Annotated in this window: 15 protein-coding genes; 8 read left to right on the forward strand and 7 right to left on the reverse strand. The window is 57.0% G+C overall.

What is annotated here, in order from left to right; translation table 11 throughout:
• Positions 1 to 4 precede the first annotated feature (4 nt).
• Positions 5 to 3,865, forward strand: coding sequence for an ATP-binding protein (locus tag PSR63_RS21775; protein ID WP_274327781.1), 3,861 nt, complete (start codon positions 5 to 7; stop codon positions 3,863 to 3,865).
• Between the two features lie 97 nt (positions 3,866 to 3,962).
• Complete coding sequence (locus tag PSR63_RS21780) at positions 3,963 to 6,008, forward strand: prolyl oligopeptidase family serine peptidase (protein WP_274327782.1); 2,046 nt, start codon at positions 3,963 to 3,965, stop codon at positions 6,006 to 6,008.
• A gap of 277 nt (positions 6,009 to 6,285) precedes the next feature.
• Here the strand turns inward: PSR63_RS21780 and mqnC are convergent, their stop codons facing one another.
• The 3 genes from mqnC to PSR63_RS21795 form a co-directional block, all read right to left on the reverse strand.
• Positions 6,286 to 7,413 (reverse strand): cyclic dehypoxanthinyl futalosine synthase, encoded by a 1,128-nt coding sequence (gene mqnC, locus PSR63_RS21785; protein WP_274327783.1) that lies wholly within the window; start codon positions 7,411 to 7,413, stop codon positions 6,286 to 6,288.
• Complete coding sequence (locus PSR63_RS21790; protein WP_274327784.1) at positions 7,391 to 8,209, reverse strand: menaquinone biosynthetic enzyme MqnA/MqnD family protein; 819 nt, start codon at positions 8,207 to 8,209, stop codon at positions 7,391 to 7,393. The genes mqnC and PSR63_RS21790 overlap by 23 nt, the downstream gene beginning before the upstream one ends.
• 135 nt (positions 8,210 to 8,344) lie before the next feature.
• A complete protein-coding gene (locus PSR63_RS21795; RefSeq protein WP_274327785.1) occupies positions 8,345 to 8,911 on the reverse strand; it encodes a hypothetical protein in 567 nt (188 codons plus the stop codon).
• Positions 8,912 to 9,216: 305 nt separating this feature from the next.
• Between PSR63_RS21795 and PSR63_RS21800 the strand changes: the two genes are divergently transcribed.
• Entirely contained in the window at positions 9,217 to 9,936 is a 720-nt protein-coding gene (locus PSR63_RS21800) for a hypothetical protein (protein ID WP_274327786.1), read from the forward strand.
• A gap of 13 nt (positions 9,937 to 9,949) precedes the next feature.
• Here PSR63_RS21800 and miaA read toward each other — a convergent pair whose 3' ends face one another.
• Positions 9,950 to 10,909 carry a tRNA (adenosine(37)-N6)-dimethylallyltransferase MiaA gene (gene miaA, locus PSR63_RS21805; protein ID WP_274327787.1) on the reverse strand — a complete coding sequence of 320 codons (960 nt, stop codon included), beginning with the start codon at positions 10,907 to 10,909 and terminating at the stop codon, positions 9,950 to 9,952.
• 217 nt (positions 10,910 to 11,126) lie between these two features.
• Between miaA and PSR63_RS21810 the strand changes: the two genes are divergently transcribed.
• Entirely contained in the window at positions 11,127 to 11,453 is a 327-nt protein-coding gene (locus PSR63_RS21810; RefSeq protein WP_274327788.1) for a phosphoribosyl-ATP diphosphatase, read from the forward strand.
• A 35-nt stretch (positions 11,454 to 11,488) separates the two neighbouring features.
• Positions 11,489 to 12,340 (forward strand): ATP phosphoribosyltransferase, encoded by an 852-nt coding sequence (gene hisG / locus PSR63_RS21815; RefSeq protein ID WP_274327789.1) that lies wholly within the window; start codon positions 11,489 to 11,491, stop codon positions 12,338 to 12,340.
• Between the two features lie 111 nt (positions 12,341 to 12,451).
• On the opposite strand, the gene PSR63_RS21820 is transcribed toward hisG, so the two are convergent.
• Entirely contained in the window at positions 12,452 to 15,079 is a 2,628-nt protein-coding gene (locus PSR63_RS21820) for a protein-disulfide reductase DsbD family protein (RefSeq protein WP_274327790.1), read from the reverse strand.
• A 205-nt stretch (positions 15,080 to 15,284) separates the two neighbouring features.
• Positions 15,285 to 16,286 carry a phosphotransferase gene (locus PSR63_RS21825; protein WP_274327791.1) on the reverse strand — a complete coding sequence of 334 codons (1,002 nt, stop codon included), beginning with the start codon at positions 16,284 to 16,286 and terminating at the stop codon, positions 15,285 to 15,287.
• A gap of 371 nt (positions 16,287 to 16,657) precedes the next feature.
• On the opposite strand from PSR63_RS21825, the gene PSR63_RS21830 reads away from it, so the two are divergent.
• From PSR63_RS21830 to PSR63_RS21840, 3 genes are all read left to right on the forward strand, one after another.
• A complete protein-coding gene (locus PSR63_RS21830) occupies positions 16,658 to 19,606 on the forward strand; it encodes a zinc-dependent metalloprotease (protein WP_274327792.1) in 2,949 nt (982 codons plus the stop codon).
• 253 nt (positions 19,607 to 19,859) lie between these two features.
• Positions 19,860 to 20,813, forward strand: coding sequence for a DUF1559 domain-containing protein (locus PSR63_RS21835; RefSeq protein ID WP_274327793.1), 954 nt, complete (start codon positions 19,860 to 19,862; stop codon positions 20,811 to 20,813).
• Positions 20,814 to 20,872: 59 nt separating this feature from the next.
• Positions 20,873 to 21,265 (forward strand): hypothetical protein, encoded by a 393-nt coding sequence (locus PSR63_RS21840; RefSeq protein ID WP_274327794.1) that lies wholly within the window; start codon positions 20,873 to 20,875, stop codon positions 21,263 to 21,265.
• A gap of 480 nt (positions 21,266 to 21,745) precedes the next feature.
• Here the strand turns inward: PSR63_RS21840 and PSR63_RS21845 are convergent, their stop codons facing one another.
• On the reverse strand, positions 21,746 to 22,315 hold the full coding sequence (locus PSR63_RS21845) for a DUF1802 family protein (protein ID WP_274327795.1): 570 nt from the start codon (positions 22,313 to 22,315) through the stop codon (positions 21,746 to 21,748).
• Positions 22,316 to 22,487 lie beyond the last annotated feature (172 nt).

Here is a 22,487-nt window from a genome sequence, read left to right on the forward strand (position 1 = left end):
AGGGATGCAACTCAATCAAATTCAAATCGACGGTTTCGGTGTCTGGCACGACCTGAGTGTCGAGCAGCTTTCGCCGACCATCACCGTTCTGTTTGGCCACAACGAGGCAGGCAAGAGCACGCTGCTGCACTTCCTGCGAACGATGCTGTATGGCCAAGAGCCTGACGCCGAACGCCGGTACCTGCCGCCTGTGCATGGCGGCGAACCCGGGGGCGCGCTGCGCGTCAACGGTTCGATGGGCCGCTTCAAGGTGGTTCGTCGTTTCAATCACGACGGCACCGAAGAACAGGTTTGGATCGAAGCGAAGGATGGCACCAAGCAAAGCCGCGCGCAGCTGGATGCGCTGCTGGAAGGGGTCGATCGCCTCACGTACAGCAATATCTTCGCGGTCGGCCTCCGCGAGATGCAGCTTCTGGCCACGCTCGACGACAGCGTCGCTGCCCAAAAGATCTACGAACTAACCAGCGGTCTCGATCGTATTTCGCTGGCCGAGGTGATGCGCGAACTGGAGACCTCGCGCTGCCGGCTGATTTCCGGCGGTGAAGAGGAAGCCCTGGTCGACCAGCTACTCGAACGTCACCAGGTGCTCAAGAAGGAAATCGATCAGCTGCGGGGCGGTACGCAGGAATGGTCGAACCTTTTGAATCAGCGCCGGGCCCTGGAAACGCAGATCAATCAGTTCCAGTTCAAAGTGGCCGACCTGGAAAAGGTCGCCCAGTTCGTCGAAATGTGTCAGGCTTTGCGGCCCGAGATCAATCGCCGCAATAAGCTAATGGAGAAGATCGATTCGTACGGCGAACTGCCGGAAGTGTCGCGCGAGACGCTACGGCATCTGCATTCGCTGCAGGATCAGATCGCCAAGAAGCGGACCAAGTGCCGTGATCTGCGAGCCCACTACACCGAGCTGCGTGAGAAGCACAGCTCGATTCCGGTGAATCAGGAACTCGCCCGTCAGGCTGCCCGAGTCGATGCGTTGGGGGAACAACGCCAATGGATCTTGTCCCTCACGCAGCAGCTGGAACGCAACGAAGAAGAAGCCGCCCAAATCAATTCCGAGATCGACGATCTATGGGAACAAACGGGCGTCAAAACGCGCAGCGGCAAACGTCCGGACCTTTCGCGCAAGCAACTGCGGTCGCTGCGTGATCCTCTGCGTACCCTTGAGAACGCCACGCAAGAGCTGGAAGAAGCCAAGCGTCACACGTCGACCCACGAAGAAGAACTGCTGGGCGTCGAAAGCGAAGTCGAAGAGTCGCTCACCTCGCTGGGCGAAGAAGACCTGAACAAGGCCCTCACCAAGGCCGGCGACCTGGTGAACCTCTTGCGTCGTCGCATTCAGGTCGAAGACAAGATCGACCAAATCCGCGTCCAGTACCGCGAGTCGGAAGCGGAAACGCACGATCTGCTGGAACATCAGATGATGCCCAAGCCAGAGATGGTTTTCCTGGGGGCACTGTTCATCGCCGGCGGCTCGATGACGCTGATGTCGATCTTCGGCAATGCCCTCTTGATTGGCTCTGGCCTGGGGCACTTCGGCTGGATCTTCGGCTCGATGGCGATGGTTGCGTCGTACAGCCTGAAGCGGAAGATGGACAACGAAACGGCTCAGCATTTCGATTCGGCCAAGCGTCAGCTGATGCTGCTGGATCAACAGCTCGACAAAGCCGTTGCCGAACAGAAAGAGCTCGACATCTCGTTGCCACGCGGTAACGGGGCACTGATGGCTCGGCTCAAGAGTGCTGAAGACCACCTGACTCGTCTGGAAGAACTGATTCCGCTGGGACACAAGCTGGGCGAAGTTCGCGAGAAGCAAGAGTCGAGCACCCGCGAGATCAGCGACATGGAAACCGCGGTCGTGCGGGCCAAGAAGAACTGGAAAGACGCCCTGCGAGTTCTCGACCTGCCGGACGATATCAATCCGGATCGCGTGAAGTCGCTGGGCCGCTTCCTGGCTCAGATCCATCAGCATCGCAAACGCTTGAAGGCCATTCGCAGCGAAAACGAAATCGCGGAACGCGAACGCGAATCCTTGCTCGGTCGCATCTCGCACCTGGCCAAGGACGTCGGTGTGCAGCCGAAGACCAACGACGCCCTCTTGCTGCTGGGCCAACTGGAAGACGACCTGCTGCGTCAGGAAGGGAAGCACAAGCAGCGAAGCGGTCTGTTCGAGCAAGGCCAGAAGGTTCGCGGCGACTTCCGCCGAGTGGCCGAGGAAGCGAAGGAATTGATCGCCGAACGCGAGCAGATTCTGGAAGAAGCCAACAGCGCCGACGAAGAAGAATACCTGACCTGGATCGTCAAGACGGAAGAAGTCGAAGAGCTGCAAGCCACGCTGGAAGACTTGATCGAGAAGATCGACGAAAAGATCGATGGCGAAAGCACGGTCGAGGAAATCGAAGCGTGGTTGGAAACGACCATCAGCAAAGACGCCGACGAACAGCTGGCCAAGTTGCTGGCCGACCACCAGCACTCTGAAAAGCGGATGCAGGAATGCTTTGAGCGTCGCGGCGAATTGAAGGTTCAGCTGGAATCGCTCGAAAAGAACGACCGGTTGATGCATGCTCAGCTGGAGCTTTCGGAAGTCGAAGCTCAGCTGGAAAAGGCCATCGAGAAGTGGCAGACGCTGGCCACCACGTCGTGCCTGCTCGAGCAGATCCGTCGCGTTTATGAAAACGATCGCCAGCCAGAAACGCTGCGATTGGCTTCGTCGTACATGAAGAAGCTGACCGATGGCCGGTACATCCGCATCTGGACGCCGCTGCACGAGAACACCTTGTTCGTCGAAGAAGCCGGTGCTGATTCGAAGAGCCTGGCTCACCTCAGCGAAGGTACCCGCGAGCAGGTTTTCCTCAGCGTTCGCCTGGCATTGATTCACTTGTTTGCCCGCCAAGGCCGGGTGCTGCCGGTGATCCTGGACGACGTGCTGGTGAATTTCGACTCGAAGCGATCGAAGGCCACGGCCGAGGTCTTCAAAGAGTTCGCCGCCGAAGGGCATCAGCTGCTGATCTTCACCTGTCACGAGCACATCGCCGCGATGTTCCAGGAAATGGACGCCGACGTCCGGGCACTGCCCAAGTTCACCGGTATCTGCCGTCCTGGTTTGATCGAAATCGAAGAGCCGCTTCCCAAGATGGAACTGGCACCGCCCAAGCCTGAGCCTAAGCCAGAACCAAAACCGGAACCCAAGCCGGCTCCGAAGCCGCAGGTCAAGCAGATCCCGCTGCCCGAGCCGAAGGTTACCGTTCAGATCGAAAACCCGAAGCCAGAACCGGTCCCGCCGCCATCGACGAAGTACACGGAAGTTGTGCTGCCTGAGTACGTGCCGATCGAGTACGAAGTGGTCAAGCACGTCGAGCCGGAACCTGCTCCGCTGCCAGTCGTCGAACTGCCTAAAGAAGAGCCCGTACGACTTCGCTGCGACATCTTGCAGGAAGATGTTAGCTACCGCCTGAAAGGGAGCGACGTCACCGATAAGTACTACCTGTCGCTTTCCGACTTTGGTGTCGACGTCAGCGGTAACGTGAACTATCGGTTGAAGGATGCCGATGGTAATCGCACGGCCCAGATCGACTGGGACGCCCTGCTAGACGAAGAACCGGTCGAAGAGGAACCGCACGAGGAAGAATCCCCCGTGGCCGATGCCATCCTTCAGCCGGAGCCGAAGTGGGAACCGGAACCCGAGCCGGAGCCAGAACCGGTCCCTAAGCCACCCAAGAAGAAGATGCGAATTCGCTACGTCTACACGAACCACGACGAATTCGGTTGGGACTCGCCACGTCGCTGGTACGAAACCAAGGATCCTCGCAAGGATCACGACGAAGTGACCATTCGCGAAGAAATCATCGACGAGGACGAGGCTTCCTAGGGCATTGTTTCCTCCTGCTTGAGCAGCAGTTAAAATCAATCCAGCCTGGCCGACAACCGTCTGCGTCGGCCTCACGCCCCCTGCCTGGATTGACCTCATGCGAAACTGCCTGCTGCTTACTGCGTTGTTCTGTTTGTCTGCGAGTCCCCTTTGGGCCGATGGCCCAGCCGATAACATTCCGGCCAAAGTCCGTCCGATTCCTCCTGAAGGGATTGAGGTTCCCGCGGAAGACGCCGCGGAGCTGTCGCAGGGGCTCGAACGGCTGGACGATTTGATCAAGCAGCTGAAGATGCGTCGCGACGCGCGAACGCCACAACTGCTGCCGGACGTCGAGATCTTTTCCCGGGCCATACGTCAGGCCCTGCAGCATCGCGAGTTCTTCAAGCCGGCCGATATCACCGCCGCCAAGCAGACCCTGACCGAAGGTTTGAAGCGGGCCGAAGCCCTGATGGAAGGCAATACGCCTTGGCTCTATCAGACCGGCCTGGTGGTTCGCGGTTATCGCTCGAAGATCGATCAGACGGTGCAGCCGTATGGTCTGGAGATTCCGGCGAACTATAACAATTTCGATTCGGTCGACAAGTTTCGGCTCGACATCTGGCTGCATGGCCGCGGCGAACGCAACACTGAGGCCAACTTCATCGCCGAGCGTATGAAGCGACCAGGGCAGTATCAACCTGCCGGGACGATCGTGCTGCATCCGTTTGGACGGTACTGCAATGCGTTCAAGTTTGCGGGCGAGATCGACATTCTGGAAGCGATGGAGCACGTTAAGCAGAGTTACCGCATCGACGACAACCGCGTGGCCATCCGCGGGTTTTCGATGGGCGGGGCAGGGTGCTGGCAGATGGCCGTGCACTACCCCGACTTGTTCTTCGCCGCTAACCCCGGAGCAGGCTTCTCGGAAACGCCGATGTTCTTAGACGTGTTCCAGAAGGAAACGCTTGAGCCGACCTGGTACGAAAAGAAGCTTTGGCAGTGGTACGACTGTCCTGGCTACGCCGCGAATGTCTTCAACCTGCCGACGGTCGCCTACAGTGGCGAGCTCGACATCCAGAAGCAAGCCGCCGACGTCATGGAGGAAGCAATTGCTGCCGAAGGGATGCGTCTGACGCACATCATCGGCCCCGAAACGAAGCACTCGATTCACGCCGATTCCAAAAAGATCATCTCCGCCAAGCTGGACGCATTGGCCGAAGTGGGCCGCATTACCACGCCTAGCGAGATCCGTTTTGCGACCTATACCCTGCGTTATCCGCGGATGCACTGGGTTTCCGTCGCCGGATTGCAGGAGCATTGGAAGCAGGCCCGCGTGCACGCGAAGGTCGATTCCAGCAGCAATACGATCTCCCTCGCAACGAAGAATGTCAGCCGTCTTGAACTGAAATTTCCGGCCGGACAACAGCTGCTCTCGGTCGATCAGCCGGTGAAGATTCGGATTGCTTCCTCCGAGTCAGGCAGTGAAGGGGAGATCGATGATCTGGTGGCCTTGCAGCCGGAAACCGATCGATCGTGGTCGGCTCAGTTAGAGTTCACTACTGACGGTTGGAAGCTGGGCTACAGTGCACCGACCGGTCTGGCGAAAGTGCCGGGGATGCAAGGGCCAATCGACGACGCGTTTCTCGATAGCTTCGTCGTGGTAAGCCCCACCGGCGAGCCGTGGAACGAAGCCGCCAACACGTGGGCCGTTGGCGAGATGAATCACTTCGTTGACCAGTGGCGCCAACAGTTCCGCGGTGATGCGGTCGTCAAGTCGGACGATAAGGTAACCGAAGCCGACATCGCCAATAGCAACCTTGTTTTGTTTGGTGACCCCGGCAGCAACGCGGTGCTCGCCAAGATCGCCGACAAGTTGCCGATCCAGTGGAGCCAGAACGAAGTGACCGTGGGCGGCAAGACCTACAAGGCAACCGAGAACGCCCCAGTATTGATCTACCCCAACCCCCTGAACCCGGCCAAGTACGTGGTGATCAACAGCGGGTTTACCTACCGCGAGTACGCGTACCTGAACAATGCCCGCCAGGTGCCCAAGCTGCCCGATTGGGCGGTTGTGGACGTGACGACCGAGCCTGATGCTCTGTGGCCTGGGAAGATCGTGGATGCCGACTTCTTTGATGAGAGCTGGCAAGTGAAGCAGAAGTAGGAGAGAGATCTCCTAAGGCCTGGAAGGCCGATCGAACATAGCCAGGGGCGAAAGCCCCTGGTTGTGGATAAATACAAAGCAATAAGCCCTGGAAGGGCGACCGAAACAAACCATCGAGTTCTCGGTCGCCCTTCCAGGGCTTCTTCTTTTTAGACCCAGTACCAGGGGCTCGCGCCCCTGGCTATGTTCGGCCGGGCCTCCGGCCCTTAAGATGTCAGGAGCTCGCGAGTTGCTCAGCCTCAACTTGTCAGGGTCTGCGAGAGGGGACAAGATTTGTTTACGACAACGTCACCAGTTCCTTGTTTCGCAGGGCGTTGGCCTGAACGGCTTTCATTTCGTGTTCTTTGGGGAACAGTTCGTAGTGGACGTTCCGTTGGCGGGGCTCGTAGCCTAGCTCGGTGATCGCGTCGCGGATCTCTTGAAGCGTCAGGAAGTGAACCGTGCCGGCTTCGGCGACGACGTTCTCTTCGATCATCAGGCTGCCCATGTCGTTCGCACCGTATAGCAGCGCCAACTGACCGATCTTCAGGCCTTGGGTAACCCAGCTCGATTGAATGTTGTGGATGTTATCGAGGTAGAGCCGCGAGACGGCCTGGGTCTTCAGGTACTCGAACGTTCCCTTGGGCGGGATGTGGCTCATGTCGGTGTGATCGGGCTGGAAGGTCCAGCTGATGAACGCCGTGAAGCCGCCCGTTTCGTCCTGCAACTGACGAACGCGTTCGAAGTGCTCGATCCGCTCGGCCAGGGTTTCAACGTGCCCAAACATCATCGTAGCCGAACTACGGCCGCCGATCTCGTGCCAGACACGCATCACGTTCAGCCAGTCGTCGGTCATGACCTTACCACGCGTCAGTTCACGGCGAACGCGATCGTTCAGGATCTCGGCACCACCGCCCGGCAGGCTGCCCAGGCCGGCGTCTTTCAGCCGCTGCAGCACGTCCTTGAGGGGAATCTTGTTGACCTTGGTGAAGTGGTGGATCTCAGGTGGGCTGAACGCGTGCAGGTTAACCTGTGGGAACGCTTTCTTGATGTCGCCCAGCAGTTCTTCGTACCAGTCGAGCTTGTACTCGGGGTGCAGGCCACCTTGCATCAGGATTTGATCGCCACCGAGAGCCACGGTCTCTTCGACCTTCTTGAGGATCTCTTCACGTGGAAGGACGTAGCCTTCTTCGCTTTTGGGGCTGCGGTAGAACGCGCAGAAGTGGCAAACGGCCGTGCAGACGTTCGTGTAGTTGATGTTGCGGTCGATGTTGTACGTGCGATAGTTCTCGGGGTGCAGACGCCGCGTGACCGCGTCGGCGGCGCGTCCGAGCGCCAGCAGGTCGTTCGACTCGAGAAGCTGGAGGCCTTCTTCCGGGGTCAGTCGCTCGCCGGCGACTGCTTTATCGAGCAATTTCGCAATCATCGTAAATCGGTGTCCTGCCGCTGGGTGCTAGATCTAATCCAACTGCATAGTCGTAAAAACGCGTCAGGGCCGCTTTCTCTTGCGGGCCCAACGTGAAATGTAAATTATCGTGAAAGTATTGGAAGCACTCACTGGTCGTCAGCTGATAATTGGCTGCTTCCCGCTCGGCGATTTCCTGGAGGTTTTCCAGGCCGCTGTTGCGTGCCTGCATCAGTCGCTGAGCGATTGCTTCGGTCGGGACGCCAGGTCGGGCAACCCACATGGCGAACACGAACGGCAGGCCCGTCCAGTCGACCCACGTTTCGCCCAGGTCCCACACTTCGACCGCATCGATCGCGGGTGGGTGGATCGCTCGGTCGCCGATCAGCAGGATCGCATCCGCTTCGCAGTCCCGCATGTCGCTGCCCAGCGGCAACGCTTGCAGACGCGGTCGAACGCCGAGCCGCTCGGCCAGGAGGATCTTGGCCAGGGCCGCACTGGTGCGGGAGCCTTCGTCGAGGGCCAGCGTTTGAACCTGCTGCGGGGGAACGCGGAAGAAGATCTTCACGCTCCATACGGGGCCCAGGCAGCCAATGCACGCATCGGTAATGATCCGGTAGCCGTCTCCCAGGAAGTATTCGACCGAAGGGATGAGCGCCACGTCCAACAGGCCCAGCGAGAGCTGATCGGCCAGGTGGCTGGGGTAATCGAAGGAAAGCGTGAAGGGAGTATCTGCCTGACCCAGGCCGTGAACCAAGGGCTTGGTGTTCAAGTAACGAACGGCCCCTACACGGGCCTTCATTTCGACGGCGTTCACGGCGTTATCTTGCACGTTGATTGGTAACGAAGTGCATAAACTCACTAGTAAGTGAACCGCCCATCCTCAGGCGGCGTAACCCCATAAACCGTCTTGGGATGCGGATTAAGGGATCAATCTACTAGCGTACGCGGATTAGGCGTCGAAGGGAAGGTCGGCCAGCCCGTTGACCACGAGCCGGCAAACGGCTTTCCAGGGGATCAAATGGATCTGGAATTTGCCAGAATCCGCCTTACGTGCGAAATAACCGAGTTCCGGCGAAGATTTTTCCGGCGAGTAATGATGAGGGACGAAGACTTCTCCCTCGGGTAGGTGGATTTCAAACGAGACCTGTTCGCCGCGCGTCTTCCACAGATGCGTGAATTCGACAAACATGCGGCTGTGTCCCGCGACGACCGGGGCACCTGCCTGCTTAGGTCCGATGGAAGAATGCAGGACGTCCGATGTTTCGGCATCGTCTCGCAAGCCCAGGTCTGCTAGATCGTCCGAGGTGCTGAATTCGCCCAGATCTCGCAGAGAGGACGCCGACGAGGCGGTCGCCAAGTCGGGCGTATTATGGCCAGATTCCGATGTAACGGCAGGCACGCGAAAACGGACGTTGCAGTGGGGACATTTTCCCGGCTGCCCCTGCAAACGCTGAGGAGCGTTCAACCGGTGTCCGTTGGGACACAGGAACATGATGGTGTCGGACCTGCTGTTCACCTTCGCTCCTAATTCAGAAATTTGGCAGAGATCTGCGCATTCGAAGGCTCTTCTAGCCCATACTCACCCGGTCAAGATAAGGGTTGGATTTGAACAAATGATGAATTCAGGGCCGTCTATCCGTTAAAAAGGGGGACTTTCGCCGAAGTTTCACCCTGATATCAACTTGTCGCTTCATGAGAAGGCACATTATCAATCGCACAGCAGTTGACTAAAATGTGGGCCCCGGGCAAGTTAAAGGCGCGGCTCAGCTTATCTTCATGTCGCCCTGACAGCCCTGCTTTCGATCCTTATCGCGGAACAACATGGCCGAACAGCAAGAAAAAATACGCGTAACATGTCCCAGTTGCTTCAAACGCTTTGAAGTCAGTGCCAAGTTTGCCGGACGTGAAGGCCCTTGCCCAAGCTGTAAGAAGCCGATCAAGATTCCGGAACTGAGCGAAACGGTTGTCCTCCGCGAGAAGGAACAGTTTGGCGGCGTCAAATCGGCCGAAGGGAAGCTGGTCTTCAAGCCAGTCGCCCGCGAGGACGCGAAGTTCTCGGTGACTGCCTTGGCGGTGGTGCTGACGGCGACGATTGTGGCCTTCGCCGCCGCATTTTTCATCGGACATTCGACCGAAGATAAGAGCAGCCTAACGACGATCATCGCGGCAGGCTCGTTCCTGGTGGCAGTGCCGCTTTGTTGGAGCGGCTACTGGTTTCTGCGAGATGATGAGTACGAGCCCTATTCCGGTCAGGAACTGTGGGTCCGCGTCGCTGTCTGCTCGGCCGCCTATGCGATCATTTGGGGAATCTATGCGTTTCTGGTCGGCTACTGGGAATTAAGCCCCAACCTGAACGAGTACCTTCCATATTACGTGATCACGGCCGTCGTTTGCCTGATCGGCGGAGGCTTTGCCGCGGCAGGCTCGTTCGATATCCAGCCCCTGTCAGGCTTCCTGCACTTCTCGCTCTACATCCTGATCACGCTGTTGCTGCGGCTGACGATGGGTCTTTCGGCCTACTACGTGAACTGGTGGGAATAGCGATCGATCGCGCTTACGACGCGGTCCCCATTTCATAAATCTGCTGGGCGACCGCTGCGGCGTCGAACTCGCCGGTGAGGGGCACTTCGCGGCACTCCGGTAAGCTGCGGAACCACGTGCATTGACGCTTGGCGAACTGCCGCGTGCGGGCTTTGACGCGATCTTTGGCCGACTCCAACTCTTGATTGCCGGCAAGGTAGTCGATCACTTCCTGGTAGCCAACGGCCTGCATGGCGGTTGTGCTGAGTGGCGAATACGTATCGAGCAGATGCTGGACTTCCTCGATCAGGCCGGCATCGAACATCGCATCGACGCGCTCGTTGATCCGCTGGTGCAGGACGCTGCGTTCCCATGAGAGCCAGAACGCTTTGCAGTCTTCGGGACGCGCGTGGTCTTCAAACTCGAACTGGTAGTGGCTCATCGGTTTGCCGGTGGCCTGGTGCACTTCGAGGGCTCGGATCATGCGGCGGGTATCGTTTTCATGGATGCGGGCCGCGGCAAGGGGATCGACCATCTTCAGCCGAGCATGCAGCGCGGCGTTACCGACCTTGGCGGCTTCTTCTTCCAAGGCCTTCCGAAGCTCGGGATCGGGGGCAGGGCCTTCCGACATGCCTCGCAGCAGGGCCTTCAGATAAAGCGGTGTTCCACCTACGAAGAGGACCTCTTTGCCGCGGCTGCGGATCTCCTTCACGGTCGCTTCGGCCATCTCCAGGTACTGCAAAATACTCGAGTTTTCGTTCGGATCGAGCACATCGATCAGGTGGTGCGGTATGACCGCTTGCTCGTCCGGGGTCGGCTTGGCGGTGCCGATATCCATCGCGCGATAGAGGGACATCGAGTCGAGGGCGATGATTTCCGCGTTAATTTTATCTGCCAGGCAAAGGCCAACGCGCGTCTTTCCGCTGGCGGTCGCCCCCGAAAGAAACCAGCAGTCAAGGAAGGTAAAGTCTTTGTCAGTCGTGGGATTCGTCATGCTTGCGGCGGTCGATTCTAGGGAAAAACCCTAGTTTCTGCGGATGTTAAGGTTCGATGGGGGTGCAATTTTCAGTTTACCCCTAGCTGACTACAATACTAGATTCCCGGCCACTCGACGAAGGGGGTTGGGTACGTGACCGAAATGAACTTCCTCAACTGCATTACCTGAATAAGGGGGCCGTGCTTTGTCCGGCGAACCGAAAGCAGATTCTTCCGTGAACGTTCTGGCAGCGCTGATGGCCGTGATTGAAGATCGCCGCGCCAACCCGCCAGAGAAGTCGTACACCACCAAGTTGTTTAAAGGTGGCGTGCCGAAGATCGGTGAAAAGATCATGGAAGAAGCAGCCGAAGTCGTTGAAGCGGCCGGCGAAGAGGGAGAAGAAGGGCGTCAGCATCTGATCTACGAAGCTGGCGACCTGATCTATCACTTGATGGTCATGCTGGGGCATCGCGAGATCTCCCTGGCTGAGGTCGAGAGCGAACTGGGACGCCGGTTTGGCGTTTCTGGTATCGACGAAAAAGCGGCCCGCGACCCGAAGTAATTCTGCAACTACCATCCAACCCCAAGCGAACCATCATGGAAAACTTCCGGATTGGCATTCCCAGCAAAGGGCGACTCGCGGAAGTCGCCACCGAACTTCTCGGCGACGCCGGCCTGAAATTCCGTCGCCAAGATCGCAGCCTGTTTGCGCGGGTTCGCGATATGCCGATCGACATCACCTTCCTGCGAACCGACGACATCCCGGTGCTTTGTGCCGAAGGTGCCATCGATATGGGGATCACCGGAAGTGACCTCGTCGAGGAAGCGGAAGTCGAAGTCGATACCCGCATGGAACTGGGCGTCGGCAAATGCCGCTTGGCGTTGTGCGTGCCGGAAGACACCGACTGGAAGAGCGTCGAGGACATGAAGACATGCCGCGTCGCGACCAGCTTCCCCAATGTGACCAAGAACTATCTGGAAGCCAACGGAGCAAAGCCGCACCTGGTGAACCTGTCAGGCTCGGTGGAAGTGATGATCTCGCTGGGTATTGCCGATGCGATCGTCGACCTGGTCGAAACGGGCAGCACGTTGGCGGCGAATCGTTTGAAGATCTTCGCCGAGATCGGCAGCTACCAAACGGTACTCATCCAGAACAAGCAGAAGCGTCAGCCAGAGCTTGCCGATCGGATTGTTCGCCGGTTGGAAGGGGTCGTGATCGCCCGCGACTACTCGCTGCTGGAGTACAACATTCCCCGCGAGAAACTGGCCGAAGCCGAAAAGATCACGCCTGGTTTCAATTCGCCCACGATCAACCCGCTGGAAGACGACGCCTGGTGCGCCGTGCGGGCCATGGTCAAGCGCAAAGAAGTCATCGACGTGATGGAGAAGCTCGAACAACTCGGTGCGTCGGCGATCCTGCAGACGAACATCGCCAACTGCCGGCTGTAAAGTCTAGGATTGGCTGCACCGGCAAGCGTTGTTTAACAAATCTCGTCTCGTCTCCCCTCAGGGGAGAGGGGACTAAGATTTGCTAGGTAGCTTAAGAGTTGGGCGGTGGCTCTATTCCTGCATCGCCGTTTGCTTGGGCAGGCTGCTTGATTCCTGCTGGGCGGCGTTCAGGCTTTCGATGACCTTCGATTCGGTCAGCAGGTCGCTCAAGACGTACACCTCGCCTGCTTTCCCACCGGGGAAGATGGCCAGCAGTGGGATGCTGTTGGAGCCCAGTTTGTTGATGAACTTCTGAACCTGGGGACTGTTGTCGTGCGTGGTGTTGGTCCAGTCGACCAGCATAGGCACAATCCCGTGTTGGTTCACGACTTCACCCACGCCATCGGTGTTGATCGCCGTGTAGTAGTTCACCTTGCAGGTCGGGCACCAGTCGGCAGTGAAGTCGACCATGACCGTCTCGCCGGCTTGCTGCCGAGCGTAGATGTCATTCTCCAGTGCGGGCCAGCGTTCTTCGGCGTACGTGTCCCAGGCAATGCTGCCGTCGTGGGTGTCTCCTTCGATCAGGTTGGTGTACGAGAAGTACCCGATGCCGATCGCGACGACGAACGCACCAATCGTGGTGGCGATCTTCGAGCTCTTGTGCTCCAGCGTGTGTACCTGACCCAGCATCCAGCAGCCGGCTCCTAAGCCGACAAGCAGCGTCAGCGTTGGAACGACGTATTCATCCGGCATGGTGTACATCAGGTAGACGACCGTCAGCATCATGACGAAGCCCATCAGCTGCTTGAAAGCCACCATCCAGTTACCCGGCTTGGGCAGGAAGGAGATCAGACGTGGGTTCATACCGATGATCAAGTAGGGCGAAGCCATCCCTAGACCGATCGAGCCGAAGACGATAAACGTCGTGATGGGTGGTTCCGCGATCGTATAGCCGAACACGGGACCTAAGAACGGGCCGCTACAAGGAGTCGACAGCAGCGTGGTGACGATCCCCTTGAAGAACGCGCCGCCGTAGCCTGACTTGTTCGAGGCACTGGCCACGCTGCCACTACCTAGGAAGCTGGGCATTGTCAGTTCCCACACGCCCAGCATGCTCAGGCCCATCGTGTAAACGAGGATGATCATTGCCAGGATGTATCGCCAGTCGCCGCTCCATTGGCCCCAAGCGAGCCCGTCAGCACCGCCAGCGGCTGCCTCGCCCGAGCTGAACGATCCGACGATCAGATTCAGCGACGACGAAACGACCGCCAGAATCATGAAGACGAAAATCACACCCAACGAGTAGATCAAGTTCAGCATGAAGACCTGGCCGCGGTGTTTGCCGGCCTGATTCACAAACGAAAGGATCTTCAAGCCGACCACCGGCAGCACGCACGGCATCAGGTTGAGGATCGCTCCGCCGATAAAGCTCAGCACGATGATCCAGCCCAGGCTGGCCGATTCAGGCGGGTTGAGCACTTTCCACTGGATGTTGTCATCCAAGGGAACCGGAGGGGCCATCGCGTTGTGTTCTTCGGGCATCCCACGCGTCGGTGGCTTGGTCAACTGGCTGGTTTTGTCGCCGGTTGCGTCTTGAACTTCTGCGTGGGTGATCTTGGCTCGTTCAGCGGCTTTGGTGTACTTGGCCGCAGAGAACGCGAACGGAACGGACTCCTCTTTGGTTTTCTCGCCGACTTGAACGATGCCTTCAAACATTGCTCCGGAAGGGCGATCACAAGTTGTGTCGGTACACGTTTGGTAGCCGACATAGCCGACTAGCGGGTACTTGCCGGGAACGGCATCGATGGGAACCTGGACGGTGAACTTCCAGGTCGTTTCTCCTTCGTGGTAAAGCACAGGAGGAAAGCCTTCGATCAAGGCTTTCTCGATGATCGGGTTCTGGGTCTTGGCTTGCGTAGCCAACCATGGAGTCACTTCCGCCAGGGCAACTTGCGTCGACTTGTAACCGATCGTCGAGTCGGTTGGCGAGTAAGCGTAGACGTGGTATTCACCTTTGGGCTTGAAGCTCAGCGTCACGGTAACTTCATCGCCTGGCTCAACCGTCGCTGGCTCGAACTTGCCACTCAGGACGCCATGACCACCTTCGGTCGAGTAGTCTCCCATGGCGCCTTGAATCTTGTAATCGGCTGGAGGAATGGCTCCGCCTGGGGTGGTTGCTTTCTCAGGCAGTAGATTTTCTGGCTTGGGAACTTCCTGCATGCCGTCGAACATGGCAACGGCTTCGCCTGAGACCGGGAAGCATGTTCCCTTGTCATGGCAGCTTTGCCCGTTCAGCTTGACCTCGAGCTTCAGTGCGTCCGGCTTGGTGCCAGGGGCAAATAGAATCGGGGCACTCCAGGTGACCTTCTCGTAGAACTTCTCTTGGGCGACGCGAATGATCTTGTCAGGCGGAACGATCTTGGGCTTATGGTCGGCAGTGAACTCGCCAACGGCTGTTACGCCTGGGCTTTCTTCGACCTTCAGTTTGGTCGGCATCGGCCCGCCTTTGGGCTGCGTGGTCGAGTAAACGCACCAGCCGCTGCCAACAGTGGCCGTGATGTCGACTCGCCCATGTGTGCCCGAGGGATCGACGACGTACTTGGCGGTGACCTTCAGATTGGGATCACTTTGGCCGCCCCCGCCGAAATCGTCGAAGCCTTCAATGCCTTGGAACAGATCTCCACCCAATCCTTGGGCCATGATCGTGGTCGGCACGAGACAAAGAAGCAACGTGAGAGCGATGGGGGCAAAACGCTTCATGAGAATGTTCTATAGCGAGGATAAAGCTGGTGATCACCTAAATAGCGGTCTTCAACCATCTTCGGAAAAAATGGTGGGTTCGTAAATGCGGAATCTTCAATTCAAGCAATCGGAAATCCGCGGCAGCCAGGGTATTGTTCACCGCGCCCTGGCCACAGTCTGTGATGTCGGATACGTCCGTTGGTTTCACAAGCATCCGCCCCGATTACCAAGCCGGATGCTTCTCTATTTTCTCTAAACGAGCAGTAAGATGAGATAGCCGGGCACTGACATGGTCACAGTTGGCGAAGCTGGACCCATCGATCACCAGCCACTGTACCCAGTTTAATCCCGTCAGAAGCACGTTGGCAGCATCGAAAACGATTGCTAACCGCTCTTCCGAAGGGGTAAGCGGGCGAATCAATTGAACGGCTTGGAAGGCAAAATTCCAGTCAACTTCCCCATTATGGGACACTTCGCTGGCCAATCGCGACAAGTCCAACGCGATGTTGTCCCATCGCATCGATCCCAAATCGAACAGCCCGGTAAGGTAGTCTCCGTCGAAACGAAAGTTCTCAGGTCGGGGATCCGCGATGCAGTCTTCCAGTAAGTAGGTCTCATGTTCCAACGACAACAACAGCGATCCCAGGCGAGCGTGGTAGTGCACAAAACTGTCTAGGAATTCTTCGAGTGCTGGTTTCCATTGCGGATGCCCGAAGCTGTGCAGCGATGGAAGCTGATCGCGTACGTGCTTCAGTCGCCATTTCTCGCAGAGCTCGATTCGTGTCTTGATGCCCGGCGAAACTTCCGTCTCGCGCGGGGGTGATTCGTGTTTGGCATGAAACTCGGCGATCGCCTCGAACATGGCCTGCTTTTGCGGGACCGAGTAGGGAACTACCGGCGGCGAGCCATCCATCCAGGTCTGAAGTTCCCACAACCGACCGTCCGCCTGGGCATAGGTTTGTCCAGTAGATGCCGGGAGGTAATCGGCCAGGTAGGTCATGCCGTGTTCACGACGCTGATGGGCCGCATGATGGGCGGCCAGCAAACGATTGACCGAAAAGTCGGCCGGCATAAGCTTCAAACAGTAACTTGCCAGAGCCACCTCGACCTTCCATACCTCGCTTCCGCTGAGTCCTCCTTCACACGCGACGATACTGCGAATCGCAGCCGGCTGAAGCTGAAAGGCAGCGAGAACCTGGGTCAGTGTTGGATCGTAGTCAGGCATTTTTTTGGCGTTTTCCAGCAACTTTTCAGACGGAGTTACCAGCAAGCTTACGGGGCGAATCGGTGACTCTAATCGTTTTTATTGGTATAACCGGCTTTTCTTTCCCAAAATCCCATGCGCAGAATAGAACAAATACGGCAGTCGCTTAGAGTGGGGTATATTTTCCCAGCGATCTAATAATAGCCGTATTGGGAAGTTTTCCGAATTTCGTTGTCTAAATCTCGCAAGATTTCGCGGTGAGAAACCTCTACCTGAGGGGCGAAGACTGCCGTCGCGGTGTGCAGTCCTCGTCACAGGCAAACCAATGAGAACGATATTCGGATAGCTTATCGCAATCTCCCTCCCTTATTTTTTGTACGAGAGTTGACCGTATGAAGGTGTTTACATTGTTGCGTTGGTCGACGGCTTGTTGTGCGACGGCGATGCTCGCCTTGGCCGCAATCAGCTTGGCCATGGCGGACGAAACGAAGGCGGACGGAGACATGGCCGAAGCGGCTGTCCCATCCGAAGTCGCCGCGACGACAGGCGGATCGAGTTCTTCCAGCTCCGGCGGTGGCAGTTCCAGCGGTTCTGCTTCGCCTGCTCACGCTGCGATCTTGAAGGACTTCAAGAAACAAGACGGGCTGATTCCCACGTATCACAAGGGGAATCGGATGTTCTTTGAATTGAACAGCTCGCACTACAACGGCGAGTTCATCGTGCTGATCTCGATTGCCCGCGGTGCCGGGGTCGAGCCGCTGTACGGCGGTATGTCGTGGGGCTTCGGCGATGACTGGGTTTGGACCTTCCGCAAAGTGGATGATCGCATTCACATCGTTCGTAAGAACGTGCGTTTCAAGGCCCAGGACGGTAAGCCAGAATCCCGCGCCGTGAAGCATGCCTACAACGACAGCGTGCTGTTCAGCATTCCGATCGCAACCAAGGGGCCCGGTGGTGGCGACCTCGTGGAAGTGACCCCTGTCTTCATGAGCGACCTGCCGATGATCGGCGATGTGCTGCCAGGCTTCGGCTTCTCGGCCAGCAAATCGATCTTCGGCGAAGTGAAGGGCTTCGAGAAGAACCTGGAACTTCAGGTCGAAGCAACCTATCAGTCGAGCGGCCGTTCCAACATCGATTCGGTGCCCGACTCGCGTGGTTTGACGATCGACGTTCACTACTCGATCAGCAAGATCCCAACCGGTGGCTACACGCCGCGTGTTGCCGATGATCGTGTTGGTTACTTCCTGACCGCGGTGAAGAACTACTCGAAGTCGGACGACAACCAGTTTGTGCGATACGTGAACCGCTGGAAGCTGGAAAAAGCGGATCCATCGGCCAAGATGTCGGAACCCAAAGAACCGATCATCTTCTACATGGAAAACACGATTCCGTATAAGTATCGCAAGCCGATTCGCGACGGGATTCTGGAATGGAACAAGGCCTTCGAAAAGGCCGGTTTCATCGATGCAATTCACGTTCGTCAGCAAGAAGACGACGCCGATTGGGATCCGGAAGACGTTCGCTATAACACGTTCCGTTGGATCACTTCGGACGCCGGTTTCGCGATGGGTCCAAGCCGTGTGAATCCTTACACGGGCCAAATCCTGGACGCCGACATCATCTTCGACGCCGACTTCCTGAACTACTGGAAGCAGGCCTTCGAGAACTACAATCCGCAGTCGACCGAAGCCTTGATTGGTGGTCCGCTGGACGTCCACAGCCAGGAAGAATTCCTGAAGCGTGTCGGTTCCATCTCGCCACGTCATCAGTGCATGCTCTCGGGCGGTATGTCGCAGCAATTCGCTTTCGGAGCCGCCGCAGTCTTGGCCGATACTGAGAAAGCAAAGACTGCTAAGAAGAAGAAAAAGAAGAAGGACAAGGAAGAAGCCAAGTCCGACGAAGAAATGAAAGAAGGCGAGAAGTCCGAGGAAAAGGGCGAAAAGGAAGAAGCTTCCGAAGAAAAGAAGGAAGAAAAGAAGGAAGAAAAGAAGGAAGAAAAGAAGGAAGAAAAGAAGGAAGAAGAAGCCACCGAAGAAGAGAAGAAGCCTTCGGCCGAAGAGATCAAGAAAGAGCGAGAAGCCTTGCTCGAACGCATGATCATGGAAGGCCTGAAGGAAGTGGCGATGCACGAAGTGGGTCACACGTTGGGCCTGCGTCACAACTTTGTCGCCAGTAAGTACCGTAGCCTGTCCGAGATCGCCGAGTTAGACGAAGACGAAGCGACCGTTTCCAGCGTGATGGACTACGTGCCTCCGCATATCGCCCCTCCTGGCGAGAAGCAGGGCCAGTTCTTCCCGCAGTCGATCGGTGTCTACGACGTCTGGGCGATTGAATACGGTTATAAGCCACTCAGTGGTGGAACCGACGGTGAGAAGGGCGAACTGAACAAGTTGGCCTCGAAGAGCACCGAGCCTGGTCTGGCCTTCCTGACCGACGAAGACACGACGAGCATTTCGCCTGATCCGGATTCGAATCGCTTCGACTTCGGCAAGGATCCACTCGAGTTTGCCAAGAACCAAGCCGAAGTCGTCAAAGCGGCGATGGATGGCCTGGCCGATCGCGTTGTGGAAGATGGCGAAGACTACTCCCGTGTTCGTCAGGCCTTTAACACGCTGCTGCACACCCATGGTCAAGCGATGTACTTCGCATCCCGCTACGTCGGTGGTGTGCATGTCAATCGCTCGCACAAGGGTCAGAAGGACGCTCCGGCACCGTTTGTCGTGGTGGATGCGGACAAGCAGCGAGAAGTCATGGAGCTGATCAACGAGCAGGTCTTCAGTGACGAGCCATTCCAGTTCGACGCCGAGTTGTACAACAAGTTGGCTCCCTCGCACTGGAATCACTGGGGAACCAGCTTCGACATTCGCGGTGACTATCCGATCCACGAAACGATCTCGCGTTGGCAGTCGATGATCCTATCGCGACTGTTCTCGTCGATCACCCTGGAGCGGATGCACGACGCCGAGTTGAAGGTCCCAGCCGATCAAGATGCGTACACGACGGCTGAAATGTTCGAGAGCCTGACCGATGCCATCTTCAGTGAACTCGATTCGCTGGAAGACGGAAAATACTCAGTTCGCGAGCCAGCGATCAGCAGCCTTCGTCGCAACTTGCAGCGAGACTACCTGCAACGTCTGTCGACCTTGGCCATGGGCAACTCGTTTGCCCCGGCCGATTGCCAGACGATCGCCTACGCTCAGTTGATCGACCTGCACGAAAAGCTGCGGGACCTGGAAGAAAAGGAACTGGAACTCGATGCCTACACGCGTGCCCACTTGTTGGAAACGACGCGTCGTATCGAGAAGGTTTTGGATGCCGAGCTGACGCTCTCGCGTCCGTAAGCTTCCCCTGCTTTCAAGTCCGTTGAAATCGAGAAAACGCCGGAGTGATCACTCCGGCGTTTTTTTGTGCCTGCTTGGGATCCGAACGGCATGCGATATCGCGCGGAAATCTCGTCCTAACGGGTGGAGGGTGTTGCAAAATTAATATTCGTGTGGTGGAAAATATATTGATGTGGAATACGGTAACTTTATAGAATGAGTGCGTAGGAGACTTTTCCTTTATCTATTCTGTTTCCATCTAAAGGACTATGCCATGACGCTCAGGCGGGCGGGGTTCACCCTCGTCGAATTATTGGTTGTCATTGCGATCATCGGGGTGCTCATTGCGCTTTTACTGCCAGCTGTGCAGCAAGCTCGAGAAGCGGCCCGGCGCATGACATGCTCGAACCATCAAAAACAGTTGGGCTTAGCGATGCACAACTATCACGACACGCATCGGGTGTTCCCGCCGGGCGTGTTTGCTAATGGTTTGAATGCAGGGATGCCCACCAATCCGAACAACATGTCTTGGATGCCGACTCTGCTCCCATTCCTGGAGCAAGGTCCTTTGTTCGATCAGCTCAAGCCGTATATGGAATCGCGAGCCTCCTCGTCGTTTCCGACCGCGCTGATGAACACCAAGATCGAAACGCTCATGTGTCCTTCGGATCCCAACCGAGGCCAGACGGGCGAAGTGCATAACCCCAGCAATCAGGATCCACCGCCGGATTATGACGACGGCTTCCACGGCAACTACTTGCTGTGTCACGGTAACCAAGAGATCACCACGACGACCGACAACGATGCCAACGGTATGTTCTACTACCTGTCGAAAACCGACTTCTCGTCGTGCACCGACGGTACCGCTAACACGGTGATGGCCGCCGAAATCTTGTTGGTGAAATCGAACGTTTCTGGCAAACGTGACTGGCGTGGTCGTTACTACCGAGCTGACCATCTCAGCAGTATTGTCAGCACGCGGCTTACGCCCAACACCACCGCATCGGACAAGATGCGAACGTGTGAAGGTTCGCCGACGAACCCGTCGTACGCTCCATGCGCGCAGGACACCAACACCCAGGTCATTTATTCCCGTAGTCAGCATCCTGGCGGCGTGATGGTGACCTTGATGGACGCCAGCGTGCAGTTCGTTTCGGAAACGATCAACACGCAAACCTGGCAAGATCTGGGAACGCGAGCTGGTGGCGAAGTTCCTGGCGACTATTAATCGTCGGGCTTCAACGGACCGTTCTGAATTTGAAAGACTCGTTTCCAGAAAGGTAGACGATGCGATACGCGTGGAAATCGATGGCCCTGCTCGTTGTGCTGGGCCTCATGGTGCCACTGCTCGGCTGCGGTGGTCCGACCGAAATTGTGGTGAAGGGAACTGTGACCTTCGAGGGGGAACCGGTCGAGACCGGGGAAATCTTGTTTATTCCCGCCGATGGCGAGGGCCCGGTAGGAGCCGGTCCTATCACCAACGGTGAGTTCTCGTTCGTTGCTACGCCCGGAGCCAAGAAGGTAGAAATCACGGCGAACAAGGTCGGCGACAAGCCCGCCCCAGATGGCCTGCCGAACTACATTCCTTACATTCCCAAGAAGTACAACACGGCCACCACACTCACGGCAACCGTGGAGAACAAGGCTGAAAACACCTATACGTTCGACCTTGAGAAGTAAGAAGACTAAACCATGAAAACGCCGGACTGCCTGTTCGGCGTTTTTTTATGCGCTGTTGGTCAAGACTGAGGTATCTCAGTAATGTCCAACGGTGACTTTAGGCGCCAAGAAAAAGAGAACTCCGCAAGTCCACGGGGGACTTGCGGAGCCTCATTGGTAGCCTGATCGGATTCTCAACAGAAGAGGTTCCGATAGGAATGTGGTTGCCTACCGGCAACCCGCCGGTAGCCGTTAGGCAGAGCCACCTCTACGGCTGGTACAGACATATTCCACTGGAACACCTCCTTTCTACTAAAGCTTACCCTTGGTCGGACAGAACGCCGTGTAGAGCCGACCGCAGGTCTTCAGTAACGTCGCGCTGCGTTAACGCGACCCTAGGTAAGACTCACTTTGAACCAAGTGTTCTCAAATGACAAGAGCATTTTCAAAAACTCGGTTCTCCGCGAACGCCCCCTTAGGACAGGGCAATGAATTGTAGGTTCACGCCCTTAGCGCGGAAAGTAGTAAATTCTTGCGCACTTCAAAATCGGCGTGGGCAAGAACCGGATGTAAATCGCCCGTTTCCAGGGCTTCCGGCAACTCGACCCAACTCTTACAACCCGACATGGCTTCGGTCGGTGTGAGGGTGGTTGGCTGGCTTACCTCGTAGGCACGCACAACCAATATGTGGATCCCGGGGGCCCGATAGTGGTAACGCATGTGCAGCGCTTCGCGGTTGAGGATTTGCTCGAACAGCGAGGCATCGAGCTTGGCTTCGTCTTCCAAGTAAATCGCCTCGGCCACTTCGCACACCAGGTGCATCGTCACTTCCGGCGACGTCGGTACCTGGACGAATTCCGGATGTTCTTGCAGCAGCTTCTTACCCAGGCCGTTGAGCTTCGACTCCGCTTCATGGAAATGCGTGGGATAAAGCCAGAAGCGGTTCTTGGGCAGCTCGAATTCCCCCTCTGGCTCGGCAATGCCACCTTTGCGGGCCAGGACAATCTGTTGGCCTCGTGCGACCGCTTCGCAGACGACATTCCACTCTTTCAGGGCAAGTTGGCAGGCCATACCTTTGGTCTCACTCGCTAATAAGGTTGACTAATTGAGCACTAAGTTGATTCAGGAGGTAAAATAGAGTGAGGAAATATGGCAATTCAAGGCCCGAATTGCTAAGGTAAGGGTGTTCCATCCTGCCTTCCCGCCTCCAAATACTCCTGCCTGAATGGAAACGATGGTGCCA

Source organism: Bremerella sp. P1, from assembly GCF_028748185.1.
Taxonomy (GTDB): domain Bacteria; phylum Planctomycetota; class Planctomycetia; order Pirellulales; family Pirellulaceae; genus Bremerella.